Annotated in this window: 13 protein-coding genes and 1 pseudogene; 7 read left to right on the top strand and 7 right to left on the bottom strand. The window is 74.0% G+C overall.

Features of this window, described 5'->3' with window-relative positions:
- The first annotated feature begins 7 nt into the window (after positions 1-7).
- Positions 8-865, top strand: a complete 858-nt coding sequence (locus ABTX81_RS06715) for an SDR family oxidoreductase (protein WP_350542051.1) — start codon at positions 8-10, stop codon at positions 863-865.
- Here ABTX81_RS06715 and ABTX81_RS06710 read toward each other — a convergent pair.
- The 3 genes from ABTX81_RS06710 to ABTX81_RS06700 are packed head-to-tail and all read right to left on the bottom strand — an operon-like array spanning position 854 to position 4,995.
- Positions 854-2,104 (bottom strand): hypothetical protein, encoded by a 1,251-nt coding sequence (locus ABTX81_RS06710; RefSeq protein ID WP_350542049.1) that lies wholly within the window; start codon positions 2,102-2,104, stop codon positions 854-856. The genes ABTX81_RS06715 and ABTX81_RS06710 overlap by 12 nt on opposite strands.
- A 9-nt stretch (positions 2,105-2,113) precedes the next feature.
- On the bottom strand, positions 2,114-3,022 hold the full coding sequence (locus tag ABTX81_RS06705) for an inositol monophosphatase family protein (RefSeq protein WP_350542047.1): 909 nt from the start codon (positions 3,020-3,022) through the stop codon (positions 2,114-2,116).
- Positions 3,019-4,995, bottom strand: a complete 1,977-nt coding sequence (locus ABTX81_RS06700; RefSeq protein ID WP_350542045.1) for an aminotransferase class III-fold pyridoxal phosphate-dependent enzyme — start codon at positions 4,993-4,995, stop codon at positions 3,019-3,021. The genes ABTX81_RS06705 and ABTX81_RS06700 overlap by 4 nt, the downstream gene beginning before the upstream one ends.
- 330 nt (positions 4,996-5,325) lie before the next feature.
- Here ABTX81_RS06700 and ABTX81_RS06695 point away from each other — a divergent pair, with 330 nt between their 5' ends.
- Genes ABTX81_RS06695 through ABTX81_RS06680 form a run of 4 tightly spaced genes read left to right on the top strand, consistent with a single transcriptional unit; the run spans position 5,326 to position 8,931 of the window.
- The gene (locus ABTX81_RS06695; RefSeq protein WP_350542043.1) at positions 5,326-6,168 is read left to right on the top strand and encodes a PfkB family carbohydrate kinase; all 843 of its coding nucleotides are present in this window, start codon (positions 5,326-5,328) and stop codon (positions 6,166-6,168) included.
- Positions 6,165-6,878 (top strand): HAD family hydrolase, encoded by a 714-nt coding sequence (locus ABTX81_RS06690; protein WP_350542041.1) that lies wholly within the window; start codon positions 6,165-6,167, stop codon positions 6,876-6,878. The genes ABTX81_RS06695 and ABTX81_RS06690 overlap by 4 nt, the downstream gene beginning before the upstream one ends.
- On the top strand, positions 6,875-7,759 hold the full coding sequence (locus ABTX81_RS06685) for a glycosyltransferase family 2 protein (protein WP_350542039.1): 885 nt from the start codon (positions 6,875-6,877) through the stop codon (positions 7,757-7,759). Before ABTX81_RS06690 ends, ABTX81_RS06685 begins: the two co-directional genes overlap by 4 nt.
- A 38-nt stretch (positions 7,760-7,797) precedes the next feature.
- The gene (locus ABTX81_RS06680) at positions 7,798-8,931 is read left to right on the top strand and encodes a MerR family transcriptional regulator (protein ID WP_350542249.1); all 1,134 of its coding nucleotides are present in this window, start codon (positions 7,798-7,800) and stop codon (positions 8,929-8,931) included.
- 54 nt (positions 8,932-8,985) lie between these two features.
- Here the strand turns inward: ABTX81_RS06680 and ABTX81_RS06675 are convergent, their stop codons facing one another.
- The 3 genes from ABTX81_RS06675 to ABTX81_RS06665 all read right to left on the bottom strand — a co-directional run bounded on the left by ABTX81_RS06675 (position 8,986) and on the right by ABTX81_RS06665 (position 16,127).
- Positions 8,986-9,390: a peptidoglycan-binding domain-containing protein gene (locus ABTX81_RS06675; RefSeq protein ID WP_350542037.1), complete on the bottom strand. Its 405-nt coding sequence runs from the start codon at positions 9,388-9,390 to the stop codon at positions 8,986-8,988.
- Between the two features lie 787 nt (positions 9,391-10,177).
- Positions 10,178-11,215 carry a hypothetical protein gene (locus tag ABTX81_RS06670; RefSeq protein WP_350542035.1) on the bottom strand — a complete coding sequence of 346 codons (1,038 nt, stop codon included), beginning with the start codon at positions 11,213-11,215 and terminating at the stop codon, positions 10,178-10,180.
- Positions 11,216-11,267: 52 nt separating this feature from the next.
- Complete coding sequence (locus ABTX81_RS06665) at positions 11,268-16,127, bottom strand: RHS repeat-associated core domain-containing protein (protein WP_350542033.1); 4,860 nt, start codon at positions 16,125-16,127, stop codon at positions 11,268-11,270.
- A gap of 258 nt (positions 16,128-16,385) precedes the next feature.
- Between ABTX81_RS06665 and ABTX81_RS06660 the strand changes: the two genes are divergently transcribed.
- Together ABTX81_RS06660 and ABTX81_RS06655 are read left to right on the top strand one after the other, a co-directional pair.
- The gene (locus ABTX81_RS06660) at positions 16,386-17,624 is read left to right on the top strand and encodes a universal stress protein (RefSeq protein ID WP_350542031.1); all 1,239 of its coding nucleotides are present in this window, start codon (positions 16,386-16,388) and stop codon (positions 17,622-17,624) included.
- A 32-nt stretch (positions 17,625-17,656) separates the two neighbouring features.
- Positions 17,657-18,529, top strand: a complete 873-nt coding sequence (locus ABTX81_RS06655) for a universal stress protein (RefSeq protein ID WP_350542029.1) — start codon at positions 17,657-17,659, stop codon at positions 18,527-18,529.
- Positions 18,530-18,575: 46 nt separating this feature from the next.
- On the opposite strand, the pseudogene ABTX81_RS39615 reads toward ABTX81_RS06655, so the two are convergent.
- Positions 18,576-18,719: pseudogene (locus ABTX81_RS39615) on the bottom strand (ABC transporter ATP-binding protein); the annotation flags it as partial.
- Between the last annotated feature and the right edge of the window lie 70 nt (positions 18,720-18,789).

Here is an 18,789-nt window from a genome sequence, read left to right as displayed (position 1 = left end):
GTCCGGTATGACCCCGTTCTCGCGGCCACGCGGGTGGCCGCCACCGCCGGACTCCCGGCTGCGGATCCTGCTGCTCGGCGCGTCGGGGTTCGTGGGCGGCGGCCTGTGGAGCTACCTGGCGCCGCGTCACGAGGTGGTCGGCAGCTACGCCACCCGGCCGGTCCCGGGACTGGTCCGGCTGGACCTGCGGGACGAACGCCGGCTGGCGGCCCTGGCGGCCGACGGCTTCGACCTCGTCCTGCACGCGGCCGGCCTGGTCCCCCTGGAGGCCGCCGAGGCCGACCCGGCCCTCGCCCACCGCCTCAACGTCCGCCCCGTCGAGGTCCTGCTGGACGCCGTGCGCGGCTCGGCCACCAAGCTGGTGCTGCTCTCCAGCGACAACGTCTTCGACGGCACCCGACCCCAGTACACCGAGGCCGACGCCCGGTCCCCCGTCAACGTCTACGGGCGGACCAAGGTGGCGGCCGAGGACCTGCTGCTCGCCGAGGGCGGGCACCTGGTCGTGCGGATCCCCCTCGTCTTCGGGCGCGGCCCCTGGGCGAACACCTTCCTGGCCCGCCTGGCCGGTCCGACCACCGCCGCCCGTACGGACCTGGTCTGCGCCCCCGTCTACCTCCCGAGCGTCGGCCCGGCGCTGGCCCGGCTCTGGGACCGCACCGGTGTCGTGCACTACGGCGGCGGCGACGTGGTGACCCGCTTCGAGCTGATGTCCGGGGTCCAGCGGGCCCTGGCCCTGCCGACCCGGGTGGTGCCCACCGAGGGCGGCTCCGGCTGCCGCCGCCCGCCGCGGCTGGTGCTGCGCAGCACCCGGCACGGCCTGCTCGGCCCCGGTCTCGACGAAGCGCTCGCCCATCTATCGTCCTAGGTCGGCCACCAGGGCCAGGTGGCCGGTGGCGTCCACGCCGCCGGGGCGGGCGAGTTGCGCGGCGAGGTCGTTGATCAGCAGGGTGCCGATCAGGTAGTGGCCGAGGGCGAGTTCGGCGGGCGTGGAGTTCCGGCCCCGCAGATCGGGCTTGGGCTTGCGGTCCGACAGCCGGCACGGCGCCTCCGCCAGGACGTGCAGGTCGTGGGTGAGCAGCAGCCGCTCCCACCAGCCGGGGTCGTCGCGGAACAGGGCGGACAGGCCGGGGTGGGCGGCCAGCCGGGGCAGGAACCCGTGGATCGCCGCGCGGTAGCCCGGAAACACCGGCTGCCGGAAGCCGACCCGGTAGCCGTGCTTCGAGCCGCGCACCGCGAAGCCGGTGCGCAGCGCGGGATCCCAGACGGTGAGGCTGAACAGCGTCTTCGCCAGGTCGTAGACCGGGTCCCACGGCTCGACGGAGCCGCGCGGGTCGATCAGCCGGAACTCCGCCGCCGGCGCGTCGGGGCGGGCGGACAGCAGCACATTGCGGGTGTTGGCGTCCCCGTGGGCGGGGGCCATCAGCCGGGCGGGCGTCAACCGCGCGAGCCGGCCCGTCAGCCGCCCCGCCAGCCGGCCCAGGACCAGCTGCGGGGCCTCGCAGGGCACGCCGTTGACCGTGAACCGCTCGGCGGTCATCAGCTCCGCCGGCAGCGCCCGGGCCAGCACGGGCAGCCGCCGCAGGAACCGGCCCACGACGACGTCCGCCAGGTAGCCGGCCGGGGTGGGGTGGGAGCGCGCGGCGTACCCGTCCAGGACCAGGGCCTGGACCAGGGCGGTGTAGCGGCGGAAGAACTCCCCGGCGCCGTGCGCCGACGCCCGCAGGGGCGCCGCCAGGTCGGCGGAATCGTAGTACGGCGTCGTGCAGGCCGACCAGCCGTCACCGTCGAGGACGTGGACGACCGGCAGGTAGTGCGCCGCCAGCCGGGGCGCCAGGGTGCGCAGCAGCTCGATCTGGCACAGCTTGCGGCGGAAGGACACCAGGTCGTGGCCGTCCACGGCGCCCGGTGCGGGCACCAGGACCTTGACCACCAGCCGCTCGCCGGCCGCGCCGGTGGCCCGGTGGACCCGGGCGGGCGATCCGCCGTCCAGGATCTCGTCCCCGGGGGTGAGCCCGAGGGTGTCGGCGACGGCCGCCAGGGCCGCCGCCCCGGTCCACCCGCCGGGCGGGCGGGCGGCGGTGACGAGCCGGTGCTCGGTCGGCACGGCGGCCTCCTACCAGCGGATCGAGTCGATCAGCGCGGCGTGCAGCTGCGGGGTGCAGGCGGCGATGCACGAGCGCTGGTTCAGCGGGCCGATGTCCAGCAGCAGGGTGTCGTGCAGCGGCTTGCCGTAGGCGTCGGTGATGGTGACCCCGGCGCGTTCGGCCAGGTACACGGAGGCCGCGATGTCGTACGGGAACAGGTGCAGCACGCTCCCGTGGCCGACCCGGCGGAAGTCCGCCTCGGTCCCGGGGCGGTCGCGCAGCAGCCGGTTGCCGATGTCGACGTAGGCGTCCATCTGTCCGGTGACGATCCGGGAGATGGAGAAGGAGGCGCTGTTGAACACGTACACGCCGCCGGTGTTGGCCGAGGCGTCGATCAGGTGGCCGTAGGCGCCGGTCATCAGCTGGGCCGGGTGGCCGTTGAACTCCAGTGACCAGAACATCCGCTCCGGATCGGCGGTGGCGGACAGCCGGGGCACCGGGACGGCGTAGCCGCCGGACTCGATGCCGCTCCCCCGGTCGTCGGCGTACATCCAGTGGCCGGTCTTGATCTCCTGGAGCATCGCGCAGTGGATGTCGCCGATGGTGGGCTCGTCGCCGAACGGGGCGGCGGCGATGGAGACGCAGGCCATCTCCAGGTCGGCGGCGGCGCCGCGGGTGCCGTCGATGGGGTCGATGATCAGCACCTGCTCGGGCGCCCGGCCGATGGTGCGCAGCCCCTCGCTCTCGGTGTAGACGGCCACTGGCTCGCCGCGCTCGCGCAGGAAGTCCCAGGCGGCCCGTTCGGCGAGCACGTCGACGGGGAACTCGGCGTCGCCGCCCTTGGCGGTCCCCGCCACGTAGCGGCTGCCGACCTCGTGGAGGCCGTCGCGCACGGCCGTCCGGATCCGTCCGGACAGCTCCTGGACGAGGCCCCTCATGACGGGACCTCCAGGAAGAGTCGTTCCAGCAGGTCGCACATCTCGTCCGCCTCCTGACGGGTCATCACCAGCGCCGGGCGGACCTTCAGCACATTGCCGTGCCCGTACAGCGAGGTGCGCAGCAGCAGTCCGTGGTCGAGGCCGCGTTCGGCGAGGTGGTTGGTGAGCCGGGGGTCGGGGCGGCCGTCCCGGTCCACGATGTCGATGCCGATCATCAGGCCGACGCCGCGGACCTCCCGGACGAACGGCACCTTGGCGGCGAGGTCGCGCAGCCGGGCGAGCACGTGCGCGCCGACCTCGCGCACGTTCTCCAGGAAGCCGGGGCGGCCGATGATCTCCACGGTCTTCAGGGCGGCCGCGGCGGCCAGCACATTGCCGCCGAAGGTCGAGTTGATGTGGTGGCCCTCGACGCCGGTCAGCCGCTCCTCGGTCAGGATGCCGGCGATGGGCATCCCGGCGCCGCCGAGGCCCTTGCCGAAGGTCATCATGTGCGGGGCGACGCCGAAGTGGTCGGCGGCGAACATCCGGCCGGTGCGCCCGAACCCGGTCTGGATCTCGTCGAAGACCAGCACGATGCCGCGCTCCTCGCACAGCTCCTTGAGCGCCCGCAGGTAGCCGTCCGGCGGGACGACGTTGCCGCCGTTGCCGCTGATCGGCTCCAGCACCACGCAGGCCACCCGGCCGGTGCTGGCGTAGTCGATGAAGTCGTTGATCCGCTCGACGCAGAGCAGACCGCAGGTGGCCCGCTCCTGCCGGTAGAAGCAGCGCAGGCAGTGCGGGTCGGGCACGTGCACGACGCCGGGCAGGTGCGAGGGGAAGGGGGTGCGCCGGAAGGCGGCGCCGGAGGCACCGATCATGCCGAGGGTCTGGCCGAGGTGCCCGCGGAAGAGCGTGACCACGTCGGACTTCCCGGTGTGCACCTGGGCGATCTTGACAGCGCTCTCATTGGCGTCCGAGCCGCTGGCCGACTTCAGGTGCACCCGGGTGAGGTTCGCCGGGGAGACCTCGGCCAGCTTGGCCACCAGCGCGTTCAGCGGCTCGGTCTGGAACTTGGAGGTGACGTGGATCAGCCGGCCGGCCTGTTCGCGGACCACCTCGACGATCTCGGGGTGGGCATAGCCGAGGCTCAGGTTGAACGTCCCCGAGGAGCAGTCGAGATAGCGCCGGCCGTCCTCGCCGTAGAGGTGGACGCCCTCGCCGCCGGCCACCCGGAGGTCGTCCGGCCGGTAGTAGTAGTGCTTCAGGGCGGCTCCGGCGTCCCCGCCGGACGGGGCCTTCGGTGCAGCGGCGCGTGCCGCGGGGCTGGCCTGGCGCATCGGCTTTCCTCCGACGATTCCTGACAGATCGACCTGCTCGAACGATTCGAAACGCAGATCCGCCTCGTCGAGATCGAGTGCGGCGGTCATCGCGTTCGGTATCGCGACGCAGCGGATTCCGGCCCGTTTCGCGGCGCGCACGCCGCTGGGCGAATCCTCGAACGCCACCGCCCGCTCGGCGGGAATTCCGAGCGAGGCCAGTGCCGCGACATAGAGGTTCGGTTCCGGCTTCGCGCTGGCCCGGTTGCCGTCGGCGCACTGCACGGTGCTCCACCCGTCGGCGAGGCCGCATTGCCGCGCGTACCGGGAGACCCATTCCCGGGTGGAGTTGCTGACGATCCCCCGGGAGATCCCCAGGGCGTCGACCGCGCCCAGCACCCGGTGCACACCGGGCCTGCCGCACAGCCCGCCGAGCAGCTCGCGCTGGCGGCGACGGACCCGCCGCTGCAGTTCCCGGCGGTCCGCCGTGCAGCCGGTGGCCCGTTCGAGCCGGGTCCACAACTCGGACCCGATGGTGCCGACGAGCGACGACCACACCTCGGCCGGGAGCCGGTGGCCGAATTCCTGGAAGACCTCCGCGTGAGCGCGGAATATCTCGGCCTCCGGATCCCACAGCGTCCCGTCGAAATCGAAAAGAATCGCATCCACGTCCTTCACGCGTACACCTCCGTCGAGCGGCGGCGGACGGCCGCGCGGCCAGGGTTTGGTGCACCGAGCGTCCATCATCGCCCGGCCCATCCGGTCCCGCCATTCATGGTTCGTCGACGTACCCACGATCGGCGCACGGCTCGCTGCGCGCCCGGGAGGACGGTGGTCGACTGGGAGCGACACCGGTCGGCGAACGGCCGGAGCGAGAGTCGAGGAGCGATGGACGAAGACATCCGCCGCCCCGCCGCCACGGCGGCTCCCCCGGGCGGTCCAGCGGACGCTTCAGCGGGCGGTCCGGCCGACGGTCCGGCCGGCGGTCCACGGCCGCGGGTGGCCGTGGTGGGCCACGTCGAGTGGACGACGATCGCCGGGCTCGACCAGGTGCCCGCCGCCGGCGAGGTGATCCACGCCGACCCGCTCTGGCAGGGCCCGGCCGGCGGCGGCGCGGTCGCGGCCGTCCGGCTGGCCGAACTGGCCGGCGGCTGCACCTTCTTCACCGCGCTCGGCGAGGACGACGCCGGACGGCGCTCACGGGCCGAGCTCGAACACCGCGCCGTCCGGGTGCTGGCCGCGGCCCGCTCCGGCCCCACCCGCACGGCGGTGAGCATGGTCGACCGTTCGGGTGAACGCACCACCGTCACCCTGGGCGAACGCCTGCAACCGGCCGCCGCGGACCCCTTCGACTGGGGGCGGCTGGTCTCCTTCGACGCGGTGTTCTTCACCGCCGGGGACGCCGCCCTGCTGCGCCTGGCCCGGCGGGCCGGGGTGCTGGTGGTGACGGCGCGTGAGTTCGCCACCGTGCTGGAGTCCGGAGTGCGGGTCGACGCGCTGGTGGGCAGCGGCTGCGACCCGGCCGAGCGCTGCGATCCGGCGCTGCTGCGCAGCCTGCCGGATCTGGTGGTCAGCACCGAGGGCCGGCACGGCGGGGTGTTCACCCGCTGCGGCCAGCCCCCTCGGCGCTTCCGGCCCGCCCACGCGCCGGGCCCGCTGGTGGACACCTACGGGGTCGGGGACAACTTCGCGGCCGTCCTCACCTACGCGCTCGCCACCGGCTCCGGCACGGCCGACGCGCTGGACCTCGCCGCCCGGCACGGCGCGGCCTGCACCGCCCGGCGCGGCCCGTTCGCGGCCGCGCCCCCCGCGGCCGGACCCGCCGCCCGGCGACGGGCGGTGCGGGTGTGAAGCGGCTCCTCCTCCTGTGGGACATCGACGGCACGCTGATCGACGGCGACCACATCGGCGCGGCGGTGTACCCGGCCGCCTTCGAACGCCTCACCGGCCGCCCGGCGCTGCACCGCGTCACCACCGCCGGCCGCACCGAACTCGACATCATGGACGAGCTGTTCGCCCGGCACGGCGTCGGCGGGATCGCACCGGAGCTGGTCACCGCCGAGCTGGCCGCCCAGCTGGGCCGGCGGGCCGCCGAACTGCGCACCGCCGGACGGGCCCTGCCCGGCGCCGTCGAGGCCCTGCGGGCGATGGAAGCACGGGCCGACGTCGCCCAGTCCGTGCTGACCGGGAACCTGCGGGCCAACGCCGAACTCAAGCTGCGAACGTTCGGGCTGGCGGGATTCATGGACTTCCCGGTCGGCGCGTACGGCGGCGACGCGCGCGAGCGGGCCGCCCTCGTCCCGGTGGCCCGGCGGCGGGCGGCGGCCGCGTACGGCCACGCGTTCGCCGCCGACCGCACCGTGCTGATCGGCGACACCCCGAGGGACGTGCACGCGGGACGGACCGGCGGGGCGCGGGTGATCGCCGTCGCCTCGGGCGCGAGCAGCGCCGCCGAGCTGCGCGAGGCGGGGGCGGACGCGGTGCTGGCGGACCTCCGCGACACCGCCGCGCTGATCCGCGCCGTCGAGGAGACGGCGCCGGCCGCGCGGAGCTCCGGATGACCGGCGGCGCCCGTCCGGTGGGCCTGGTCTCGGTCGTCATCCCGGCGCGCAACGCCGAACGGACGATCGCCACCCAGCTGGAGGCGCTCTGCGGGCAGACCTATCCGGACCCGTGGGAGGTGATCGTCGTCGAGAACGGATCGAGCGACGGCACCCGTCCGCTCCTGCGGTCCTGGCAGCGGCGGATGCCCCGGCTGCGGGTGGCCGTCGCCGACGCCCCCGGCGTCAACCGGGCGCGCAACCTCGGCTGCCGGCGCGCCGGCGGCGAGTTCGTGCTGCTCTGCGACGCGGACGACGTGGCGGCCCCCGGCTGGGTGGCCGGCCTGGTCGACGTGCTGCGGACCAGCCCGGCCGCCGGCGGCGCCCTGGAACGCCGCCTGCTCAACGGCCCGGTGGCCCTCGCCGCACGCCCGCCGAAGAAGGCCCCCGCCCTGCTCGACAGCTTCGGCTTCCTGCCCTACCCGGCGGGCGCCAACTGCGGCTTCCACAAGGAGCTGTGGAGCAGCCTGGGCGGCTTCGACGAGAGCTACCACGGCGGCGGGGACGACACCGAGTTCTTCTGGCGCGCCCAACTCGCCGGCTACCGGCTGGAATTCGCTCCGCACGCGGTCGTCCACTACCGGCACCGCGGCGACACCCGGGCCATCGTCCGCCAGGCCTACGGCTACGGGCGCTCGCACCCCAAGCTCTACCGCGAGTTCGCCGGCGCCGGCATGCCGTCCTCCCGGCTGGGCGAGGCCGCCGCCGCCTGGTGGCAACTCCTGCGGCAGGCCCCCGACCTGCTCGCCGCCGAGGACCGCCGCGCCGCCCTGCTGGCCCAACTCGCCCTACGCGCCGGCCGCATGACCGGCAGCGCCCGCCACCGGCGCTGCTACCTCTGACCCGCCGGGCGAGCGCCCCTTGACCCTCACGCGGCGTGATGCGCCAGGGTGGGGGCGTGGAAGAGCACCTGACCGTGGGACGCGTGGCCGAGCTGGCCGGGGTGAGCGTCCGCACGCTGCATCACTATGACGAGATCGGCCTCGTACGGTCGTCCGGGCGGACCGAGGCCGGGTACCGGGCCTATTCGCCGGACGACGTGGAACGGCTGCGGGAGGTGCTCGCCTACCGGCGGCTGGGCTTCGGGCTGCGGGAGGTCGCGGACCTGGTCGACGACCCGGCCACCGACGCGGTCGCCCACCTGCGCCGGCTGCGCGGCCTGCTGCTGGAACAGCGCGACCGGGCCACCGCGACGGTGACGGCCATCGACCGGGAACTGGAGGCCCGCGCGAAGGGGGTCAGGACCACGCCGGAGGAGCAACTGAAGGTGTTCGGCGCGCGGTTGTACGAGACCATCGGCGCCGCGTACCCGGCCACCCGGCGCACCGAGCCGCGGATCGCCGCACGGGTCTGGGAGGCGCTCGGGGACGCCCGGACGGTGCTGAACGTCGGGGCCGGCACCGGCTCCTACGAGCCCGCCGACCGCGAGGTCACCGCGGTCGAGCCGTCGGCGGTGATGCGGGCGCTGCGCCCGGCGGGCGCAGCGCCGTGCGTGGCCGCCGACGCGGAGCGCCTCCCGTTCGCCGACCGGTCCTTCGACGCCGCGATGGCCTTCAGCACCGTCCACCACTGGCGGGACCCGCTCGCCGGGCTGCGCGAGCTGCGGCGGGTGGCCCGGCGCGTGGTGGTGTTCACCCATGACGCCAGTGCCGCGGGCTGGCGCCGGCGGTTCTGGCTCACCCGCGACTACCTGCCGGAGGTCGCCGGCCTGGTCGCCGACCGGCCCCCGGTGGACCGGCTGGCCCACGCGATCGGGGCGCGGATGGAGCCGGTGCTCATTCCGTGGGACTGCGCCGACGGGTTCTTCGAGGCCTACTGGCGCCGGCCCGAGGCGTACCTGGAGGAGCACGTGCGCCGCGCGGTCTCGGTCTGGACGAGGGTCGGGCCGCAGGCCGAGCGGCGGGCGGTGGAGAGCCTCCGGGAGGATCTCGCCTCGGGCCGCTGGGCCGAGCGCAACGGCGACCTCACCGGGCTCGACGCGGCCGAGCTGGGCCTGCGCCTGCTGGTGGCCTGAACCGCTGGCGGTGGGAAGCCGGTCCGCCCGGCTTCCCACCACCGCCGGTCCGGATCAGCCGTGGGTCGGCAGCACGTTGTAGCAGTTGCCCAGCGGCACGCCGTACTTGGTGGTGATGTTGCCGTTGCGGGAGATGGCGTACTGGAGCGCGCTCCAGAGCCGGTCGCCGGTGTCCGGGCCGACGACACCGTCCGCGGACAGGCCGGAGTCGGCCTGGAGCTGCTTGACCTGCTTCAGCGTGTCCGGGCCGAAGTCGCCGTCGACGGTGGAGACGTAGGCGTTGCTCCAGGTCGCCCAGTTGATGCCCACCTGCACGCAGTAGACCTGGAAGCCGACCTGGCCCTGCGTGATGTAGGAGGCGCCGGTGGCCGCGTCCGCGGTGCCGGCCGAGGCGGTGAGGGCGGCGCCGCACACGGCGGCGGTGGCCAGAGCGGTGGTCAGGTGCTTGCGGATACCCATGGACTGGCTCCCTTGTGACGCCCGCCGCCGGACATGCGGACGGAACGGGCGGGTGATGATGGACGGTGACCGGCGCGCAGCGGCGGCGGGCGACCCGCCCCGGCGCTGCCGGCGTGACCCATTCTGGAGCCGCCGCCCGGGCCCGTCCCCCGGGAGCCCGTCTCAACTTCCCCTTCCGCCCGTCGACCGCCCGCTCCCACCGCTCTGACCAGCCACGTCTCCATCACCCCGCAAGATCGTGAGACGGCGGCCCCGGCTCCTGGGACATCCCCGGGGCCGGCGGTCCGGCCCCGGACGTGGCGCCACCCGGACGGGTGGGATTCCACCGAGTACCTGACAGGGGTCGAGGCCACTGACACCATGGCCCCCACGCCGATGAGTTGGGGGCCCTCATGGTGGAACATCTGGAGCCGGCGGATCCGGCCCGGGTCGGGCCGGACAGCGCGGTGCTGGCCGCGAACGGCCCCTGTCTCACCGGTTTCGGCCTCTCCCGGCGCATCCTGCTGGCGCTGGGGTGGCAGGGACCGCCGGTGGCGGAGGCGGACGACAGCGGCGCTGGCGTTCGCGGTCTCCGGGAGCGATCACCCCGGGCCGGAGGCGGCCGCCGCCACCACCGAGCAGGGCGTCGCCGGCCTGTGGAGCCTGGACGTCGAGGCCGCCGCCCGGTGGATCTGCCGGACCACCGCCGGCGCCCTCGACGAGAGGCAGTGGGGCCGCTATGTGCAGCAGCTCCCGTACTCCCCGCCCTGCCCGGGAACATGACCGGACGGCGAGCGGGCCCCGCCGGCTACGGCTTGCTGTCGTAGAGGCTGAGCCCGCCGATGATCTCCGCCCCGTCCACCCAGAACTTGCCCGAGTTGCCGTACCGGTCGTACGCGACGATCTCCGGCGTCCACCACGCGTGCCAGTTCGTCATCGGCCCGTTCGGGATGTGCCAGCCGTTGCCGCCGGTGGTGGAGTGCACCCAGGTGAAGCACAGGTAGCGCTCGGGGTAGCTCCGGTCGTAGATCCTCGCGTAGTCGCACCACAGGTTTCCGTCGGGGAAGTCGACGACCTCCCCGAGGCTGTGCCCGTCGTACGGGTCGTAGTACACGGAGTCGTGCGGCTCCTGGGGCCAGACATAGCCGCCGTAGAAGTTCGAGCGGTCGTCGTCGGCCGGGATGTGGCCGGAGAAGAATCCCTCGAAGCCGTCCTGGTTGGAGTAGTTCGACACCGAGAAGGTGACGAAGTAGTTCTGCGAGGACTTCAACGACAGGTAGTAGTTCCAGGCGTCCGTCGTCACGTACTGCTTGTTGCCGCCGTCCACGGTCGTCGTCCGTGCGTAGTCCCAGGTGACGTCGCCCTTCCGGTACGCCACGGCCGTCAGAGGGTTGAGCGTGACGCTGTCGTTGTACGTGCCGTTCAGGGAGCTCGTGACGGTGTCGTCCGACTCGGTCTTGACCAGGACGCCGATCGATTTCGCGTTCGACACCCCGGACCCGCAGTACACGTAGAAGGTGACCTGCTGGATCCCGCCTTCCGTCGCGGAGACCTCGGAGTGTTCGCCGGAGGACCCGGGGGTCGCGGCGAACTTGCCCGGGGATTCCGTGTAGGACCAGTCCGACCCCCAGTTCCAGGCGAGCTTCGCCTGGGTGACGTAGTCGATGAGCCAGATCCGCGAGAACAGGTACTTGGGGTCGACCTCGATGGGGTCCGCGTTCTCGTCGGTCGGCTCGATGTTGACCGTCACGGCGATCCGGTTCCGGCCGTTCGCGTAGATGTCGCAGTTCTTGCCGCCGCTCTCGAGTACGACCGAGAGGCTCGACACGCTCGTCCAGGTGGGCATGCTTGGTCTCCTTCGTCCGGGTGAGGTGGTGTGGCGCTGCGCTGTGGTCGTCTCACAGGGCCGTGTGGTACCTGGCCACGTTGGACGAGTACGAGTAAGTGGCGTCCAGCCCGAGGAACTGCCGGACCGCGTCGTCGTTGCGGCTGTAGCAGAAGGCGGCGATGATCTCGCGGCTGTCGTCCCCCCGGAGGATCTCCCCGATCCGAGTGGACGACAGGTCAGGGGTGTTGTGCACGTACACATGCTCCGACCAGGCGCTCCTGGTCGCACCGGTCCGCATCTTGCCGGTCATCGTGGTCTTCTTCACCCCGAGGTCCTGGAAGAAGAACCGTTCGTCCCTGGACTTCGCGGTCCTCAGCCCGAGCGGGGTGCCGTGCGTTCCGCTGAGGATGTCGACCGTCTTCCTGCGGTTCACCGCTTCCTCGGCGATCTTCCTGACCATCTCGCCGGTCACCGGGTCCTGGCTGACCCACACCTTCGCGCCATTGACGTTCTCCACGGGAAAGAACGCCGCAGGGGTGCGCGCGGGCAGGACGACCGGCCGGGCATGGACCGCGGGGTCGGTCTTGGCGAGCTTCGCCTCCAGCCCGGGATCCGTGCTCAGCTGTTCCTCCCCCGCGCGCACGGCGTCCTCGGCGAGGCCGGCACCGCGCCGGGCTCCGAGGCGGGCCAGGGCCGCGCCGCCCTCGGCCAGTCCGGCCGCTCCGGTGCCGAGCGAGACCCAGCCGAGCACGGCCGACGCCTTGGGCGAGGCGGTTTCGAGCGCGCCGCTCGCGATGGCGGTGACATCGGAGGCGACGCCGAGGGCACCGACGACGAGCGTGGTCGCGGAGGCGGCGCTGAGCGCGGCCAGGACGCCGCCGGCGGCGACGATCGCCATCCCGCCGGTGACCGCGGCCAGGGCCAGGCCCGCGATGCCCAGGCCGATGCCGAGCCAGGCCTGCCAGCTCAGGTGGCCCGAGGGGTCGATCCGGTTGACGGGGTCGCCCTCGCAGTACGCGTAGGGGTTGATGCCGCCCGCGCCGAAGGGGCTGAGGGTGTCGGGGCTGTTGAACCGCAGGGTGACGGGGTTGTAGACGCGGGTGCCGTTGCCCAGGTGGTAGACGCCGGTGCCGGGGTCGGCCGGCTGGCCGGTGAAGCCCGGGATGCTGGCGGCGGTCCCGCCGGGGCCCTGCCCGTAGGCGGTGTAGGCGTACTGCTCCTGTTCCCCGGCGGTCGCCGCCAGTTGGACGGTCCGGGCGCCGTCCGTCATGAGCAGCCGGGCCCGCCCGTCGCGGACCTGCGCCACGCAGGTGCCGTCGCCGAGGTGCAGCAGACGGGCCGGCCGGCCGTCCTCGGTCACGGCGGCGAGGGATTCGCCGCGGTAGTGCAGCACGTCGGTGCGCCCGGCCGTCCGCCGGGTGAGCAGCCGGTCGAGCGGGTCGTAGCCGTACTGGTTCGCCGGGCCCGCCGCCAGGAGGCGGCCGAGGGCGTCGTAGGCGAGGGCGCGCCCGGCCTCGTCGGTGGTGAGGCGTCCGGCGGCGTCGTAGCCCAGTGTGATGCGGGGCGGGAGCTTCGCGCCGGTGTGGGTGATGCCGGTGAGCCGGCAGGGGTCGGCCGGGTCCTCGAACAGGTAGGTCGCGGTGTCCGAGCCGTCGGTGAACCGGGACCGGCACGAGGTGACGTTGCCGAAGGCGTCATGGGTGAACGTCTGTGCGGTGACCCGGTTGCCCTGGGCGTCCGTCGGCGGGGCCGGTCCGTCGCAGGTGTAGGAGGTGAGCCGGTTGCGGCTGTCGTAGCCGAAGGTCTCGTCGCGCAGCCGGTCCGCGCCGGCGGTGGCCGTCCGGCGGCCGAGCAGGCCGTTGTCCTGCCACTGCTGGGTGAGCGACCAGGTACGGCCCTGGCTGTCGCGCGTCGAGCGGGCCACCTCGCGGCCGAAGTCGTCCAGGGTGAGCGTGGTGGTCAGGGCGTACCCGGAGGCCTGGTCCCGGGCGGTCCACGAGGCCGGACGGCCGGCGGCGTCGTAGGTCAGCGACACCGCCATGGCCGGGTCGGTGATGCCGGTGATCCGGCCGTGGGCGTCCCGGGTGGTCTGCCGGGTGGCTCCGTCGACCCCCGTGTAGCCGCTCTCCAGGCCGCCCGGGGTGAAGGCCCAGCGCGCGACGGCGTCGGATCCGCCGCGGGTGGTGGTCTCGGTGCGCGGCAGGCCCGCGGGGGTGTAGTCGCGGGTGATGGTGACGCCGGCCTCCTGCGCGCTCGTCAGGAAGCCGGTGACCGGGTCGTGGCCGAGGGTCTGGGTGAGCGGGCCGGCCTGGACCCGGGAGACGGCGTTGTCCAGCTGGGGGACGAACGTGTACGTGATCTGCTGCCGGTCGGGCGCGACGACCTGGGTCGGGAGCGGGTCGCTGTCCTGGGCGTACCGGAAGGACCAGGTACGGCCGCCGGAGCCGGTGGCGGTCGGCCGGCCCAGGCCGTCGAAGGCCTGCGTGCCGTAGGGGGTTCCGCCGACGACGAGCCCCGTGGCCAGGTCGGCGGAGGAGAACGGCGCGAACGAGCGGAGGGTGACCGTGCCGTCCGGCAGGAGGGTGCGGGCGAGCCGGCCCCGGTCGTCGTAGTCGAAGGACGTGGTGTTCCCCGCCTCGTCGGTCGCGCGGCGCACCCGGCCCCAGCCGTCGCGGTCCAGCACGCGGTGACCGGCGGGCCGCCCCTTGCGGTCGAACCGCTCCGTCCGGACCGGCTCGCCCCGGGTGTTGAAGGTGGTCACCTCCGTTCCGGTGGCCGGGCTGCCGCCGCCCAGCCGCTGGACCGTGGTGGTCAGCGCGATCGGATCGGTCCGGGCGAGCCGGCCGGTGCCGTCGCTGCAGGCGGTGGCCGATACCTGGCCCCAGTCGTCATAGGTCAGGGTCTCGGTGAGTTCGGCCGTCCGGCCGTCGGCGTCGGGCAGGTAGTGCGACACCGTGGCCGTGCGGCCCTCATCGTCGTAGCCCAGCCGCTGGACGGTGTACCAGGTGCCGTCGCCGCCGGCGTACCGGTGCTCGGCGCGGACCGGCCGGCCCGCGCCGTCGTGGCTCGCGCGCGACTGGTTGCCGAGCGCGTCGGTGGACGTCGTCACGAACGGGGCGGAGGTGGCCACCTCGTAGCCGTGGGTCTCGCGCGCCTCGTACGGGGTGCCCGGGTTGACGGTGCGGGCCAGCGTGCGTCCGAGGCCGTCGTAGGTCATGGTGACCTCGTTGCCCTGCGGGTCGGTGGCCGACCAGAGGCGGCCGGTGAACCGTGAACGCCGCTGGGAGCGGGTGACCGTCAGCCGGTCGTGGGTCGTCAGCCGGTGGGTCTGGAGCAGCGCCTCGCCGTCCGACCAGAAGGTGAAGGTGTGGGAGGCGGTGTAGGAGGCGCCGCCCTCGCCGTGCGGGTACTCGGTCCGGTCCAGCCCGGTGATGCGGCCGAACTCGGCGCCCGAGGTGCTGTAGGCGACGTCCTCGCGCTGCAGGAGCCGGTCGTCGACGTAGCGCCGCTCCGCGGACTTCACCACCGCGGTGGGGACCCTCGCGTCCGGCGTCGGGTACGCGGTGTAGGCGTAGGACGTCCGGTGGACGGGCGTGGGGAAGCCGGTGTCCGGCGGCGTGTGGGCGACGGTCTTGAGCCAACGGGTGAACCCGTACGGATCGGGCGGGCAGTCGGCGCCGCTCCCGCCCTTCGGGTAGTACTCCCAGTCGGTCCGGGTGCCGTCGGGGGCGGTCCGGCTCCGCGGGTTGCCCGCGTCGTCGAAGTCGGTGGCGGTGACCTCGCTGCGGGTGCGGCCCTGCGGGTCGGTCCAGGTGACCGTCTGCGTGGTCGGGAGCTGGAACCGGTCGTCCTGCTGCTCGAACCTCCGGCCGACCACCGCGTAGTAGTCGGTCCTGACGTGCCGGGAGTAGCCGTTGCGGCTGGTCGTCTCGTCCGTCTGGAGGTGGTAGTTGTTGTAGGCGCGGGTGATCCTGGTGGTCACGCCCCCGCTGGTCACCGACTCGGTCGAACCGTACGCGTAGCTGCTCAGGACCCCGTACAGGCTGTCGTGGTCGGCGTCCCAGGCGGCTCCGGTGTGGCCGCCGAGGAAGTTGTTGTCGGTGTAGGCGTAGTCCACCTCGACCGGCGGCTGCCCGGCGCCCGGCTTGCGGAGGTGACGCGTCACATAGGGCAGGGCCGGCAGCCGGGCGGAGGCCGGGAACTGGTGGCCCGTGCTGCCCTGGGAGTAGGTGACCGTCTCCGACATCCCGCCGGGCATGCTCACCCCGGTGATCCATGAACCCCAGATCCCCTGCGGCCCCACCGGGGTGTTGGTGAGGTTCCACACCAGTGGCGCGTCCGGGCCCGGCCCGAAGTGCCGCACGGTCGCCAACAGGCCGTTCTGGAAGAGCAGTTCCACGCGGTAGCCCTCGGACCGCCCGGGCAGCACGGTCAGGGTCGCCTTCGCGGTCCCGGCGTAGTCCACGGTCAGCAGGGTGTCGCTCGCGTCCGCGACTGCCGTGAGGCGCGGCACCGGCCCGTTGCGGTCCCAGGTCAGCGCCAGCGCGTGCCCGGCGGGCGTCAGCAGCGCGCTGGGCACCTTGAGGCCCTTCCGCGGCCCGGTCAGCACCTCCACATCGCCGGACTTGTGCACCAGGCGGTACGCGTTCCCGTCCACGGTGCAGCGGAGCGTGTCGAGCTTCTTCTGCAGCGGGATCACGCTGGTGGAGGTCTCCTGGACCTTGTAGCGCTCGCCGGAGGACAGCGCCAGCAGCCGGTTGTCCGTGTCGTAGGTGGTCAGCCCCAGCGAGACGCCCCGGCCCAGTCCCGCGTCGGTGCCGTCGAGCGGCGAGTAGCTCAGGACCAGGGGCAGCGACGGCCCGAGATTGCGGTTGCCGACCAGCATTCCCAGTCCGATGCGGACGTTGAACAGGCCGGTCCGGGGATCCACTCCCCCGGACACCGTGCTCCCGAAGTTTCCGGCCTGCGTGAAGAACGACGGCGTTGCACCCATGGTGAGGCTCCCGGTAGAGGCGGACGGGACCGAGCCTCCCACCACCCTGACGCACCGTCAGCCGCCATGGTTCGGGAACCCCCAGAATGGCCGGTTCCCGGTGGACGCGTCGCACCACGGGACCGATCGCCGCCCCGGACACCCTGCAGCCCCAGGTGAACCGCTGTGCGGTGCGGGCAACTGGCTTCACTGGTAATGCTCTGCCCTGCCCGGACCTGGACCGAGAGCCGTGACGGCGGGGCGAGCTGGACGGACGTCTCGGCCGATCTGCCCGACGTCCCCGCCACCTCGGTGAAGATCCTGCCCGACGGCGGACTGGCCCCCGGCACCACCGGCTGGAGCGTCCTCGGCCGCGACCTGCCGACCACCGCGGTGCAGCAGCTGAAGACCGGCCCCGACGGCCGGCTCTACGCCGCCACCTCCGGGCGCGGCACCTGGGCCTTCGACCTGCGCTGCCGGGCGGGGCGGACGGTGGTGCCATGGAGGGGTGGAACGAAACCGCGCGCCCGCCGCCACGACCGGCGTCGGGCCGAGCGGTGTGGAGGAACCATGACAGCCCCGACCCCGGGCCACGCGAGCCGTCCGATCGTCCTCGGTGTGGACAGCGACCCCGGCCCCCTGGCCACTGCCTGGGCCGCCGACGCGGCCGACCGCCGCGGACTCCCGCTGCGGCTGGTCCACGCCGTCCCGTCGGTGGCCCGCGAATTCCGCCCGTCCGACGAGGGCCGCTACCACAAGGCGCTGCGCGAACGCGCCGACGAGGCGCTCGACCGCGCCGCCGCGGACGCCCGGGCCCGCCGTCCCGGCCTGGCGATCACCACCGTGGTCGAGGAGGACATCCCGGCGCCGGCGCTCTGCCGGGAGTCGGCGCGCGCCTCGCTGGTGGTCCTCGGCACCCGGCGGCTGAGCCGGGTCGCGGAGGTGCTGAGCCTCGCCTCGGTGACCGTCCCGGTCAGCGCCCAGGCCCGCTGCCCGGTGGTCGTCGTCCCCGGACCGGAGCACAGCACCCAGGACCCGCCGTACGTGGTGGTCGGCGTGGACGACAGCCCCGCCGCCGCCGACGCCGTCCGCTTCGCCCTCGGCCTGGCGGCGGAACGGGGGGCCGTCCTGCGCGCCGTCCGGGTCCGCCAGCGCGCCCCGTTCGACCGGACCGATCCGCTCACCGTCGAGGCGGAACTCCGGCGGTCGATGGTCGAGCGCACCGCGGACCCGCACGCCCTGCACCCCGAGGTCCGGCTCACCCACGAGGTGCTGCACGGGCACCCCGTCGAGGAACTGGCGCGGGCGTCCGAGCACGCGCTCGCCGTGGTGGTCGGACGGCGGGGCGACGGCGGGTTCACCGGCATGCGGATGGGCTCCGTCCCGCACGGGCTGCTGCGGCGCGCCCGCTGCCCCGTCGTCACCGTCCCGATGCCGCCGGACGACGGGCGCTGATCCTCTCCCGTCCTCTCCCGGAGGAGGTCACCGTGAACGGACCCGTGGCGAACGAACCGGTCGTCGTCGGCTTCGACGGCTCGCCCGAGAGCCTCGCCGCCACCGACTGGGCGGCACGCGAGGCACTGCGCCGCAAGCGGCCGCTGCACCTGCTCCAGGCCTGGCCCTGGCCGAAGACCGACGTGGTCGGCAGCGACGAGGTGATCAGCAAGAGCCGGCGGCGGCTGGCCGCCCGGGAGGCGGAGCTGCGGGCGGAACTCGCCGGCGTGGCGGTGACCTCGGCCCAGGTCTCCGAGGAGCCGGTCGAGGCCCTGGAGACGGCCGCCCGCACCGCCTGCCTGCTGGCGCTCGGCTCCCGGGGGCTGGGCACGGTGCACGGCTTCCTGGTCGGCTCGGTGAGCCACCAGGTGCTGCGGCGGGCGGCGTGCCCCGTCGTCCTGGTCCGGGCCGTCGCGGACCCGGCACCCGGTGCGGAGGGCCGGGAGGTCGTGGTGGGCGTCGATGTGCGGCACTCGTGCGACGGGCTGCTCGCCTTCGCCTTCGAGACCGCCGCCCTGCGCCGGGCGCCGCTGCGGATCGTGCACGGCTGGGAGCCGCCGACCGGCAGCGAGTACATGGCCTCCTCGGCGGTCGACGGCAGCGCGGGCGACCTGTCCGCCGTCGACCGGGACAGCCTGGACGCCCTGCTGGGGCCCTGGCGGCGCCGCTACCCGGAGGTCGACGCCAGGGCCGTGCTGGTGCACGCCGCGCCGGCCGACGCCCTGGTCGACGCCTCGGCGACGGCCGCGCTGGTGGTCGTGGGCCGGCGCGCCCGCCGGTGGCCGCTCGGCACCCACCTGGGTCCGGTCGGCCACGCCGCCGTCCACCACATCGGCTGCCCGGTCGCCGTCGTCCCGCACGACTGAGCAGCACACCCGCGAGCGGCAACCGACGAGAGGCACCCAGGGTGGTGGTCTTCCCCGCGCCGTTGGGCCCGAGCAGTCCGAACACCTCGCCCGCGCCGATGTCGAGGTCCAGGCCCTCGACGCCGACGCTCCGCCCGTACCGCTTGGTCAGCGATCTGAGCTCGATCACCGCCGTGCCCTCAGCGGACATGCTCCACCTCCCGTGGTGAGCGCGGCTCCATGGTTCCCCCACGACGCCGCCGCCAACCGATTGGCCCCGC

The sequence above is a fragment of the Kitasatospora sp. NPDC097605 genome (genome assembly GCF_040302725.1).
In the GTDB taxonomy this organism is placed as follows: Bacteria; Actinomycetota; Actinomycetes; order Streptomycetales; family Streptomycetaceae; genus Kitasatospora.
This window is presented reverse-complemented; position numbering and strand designations above follow the sequence as displayed.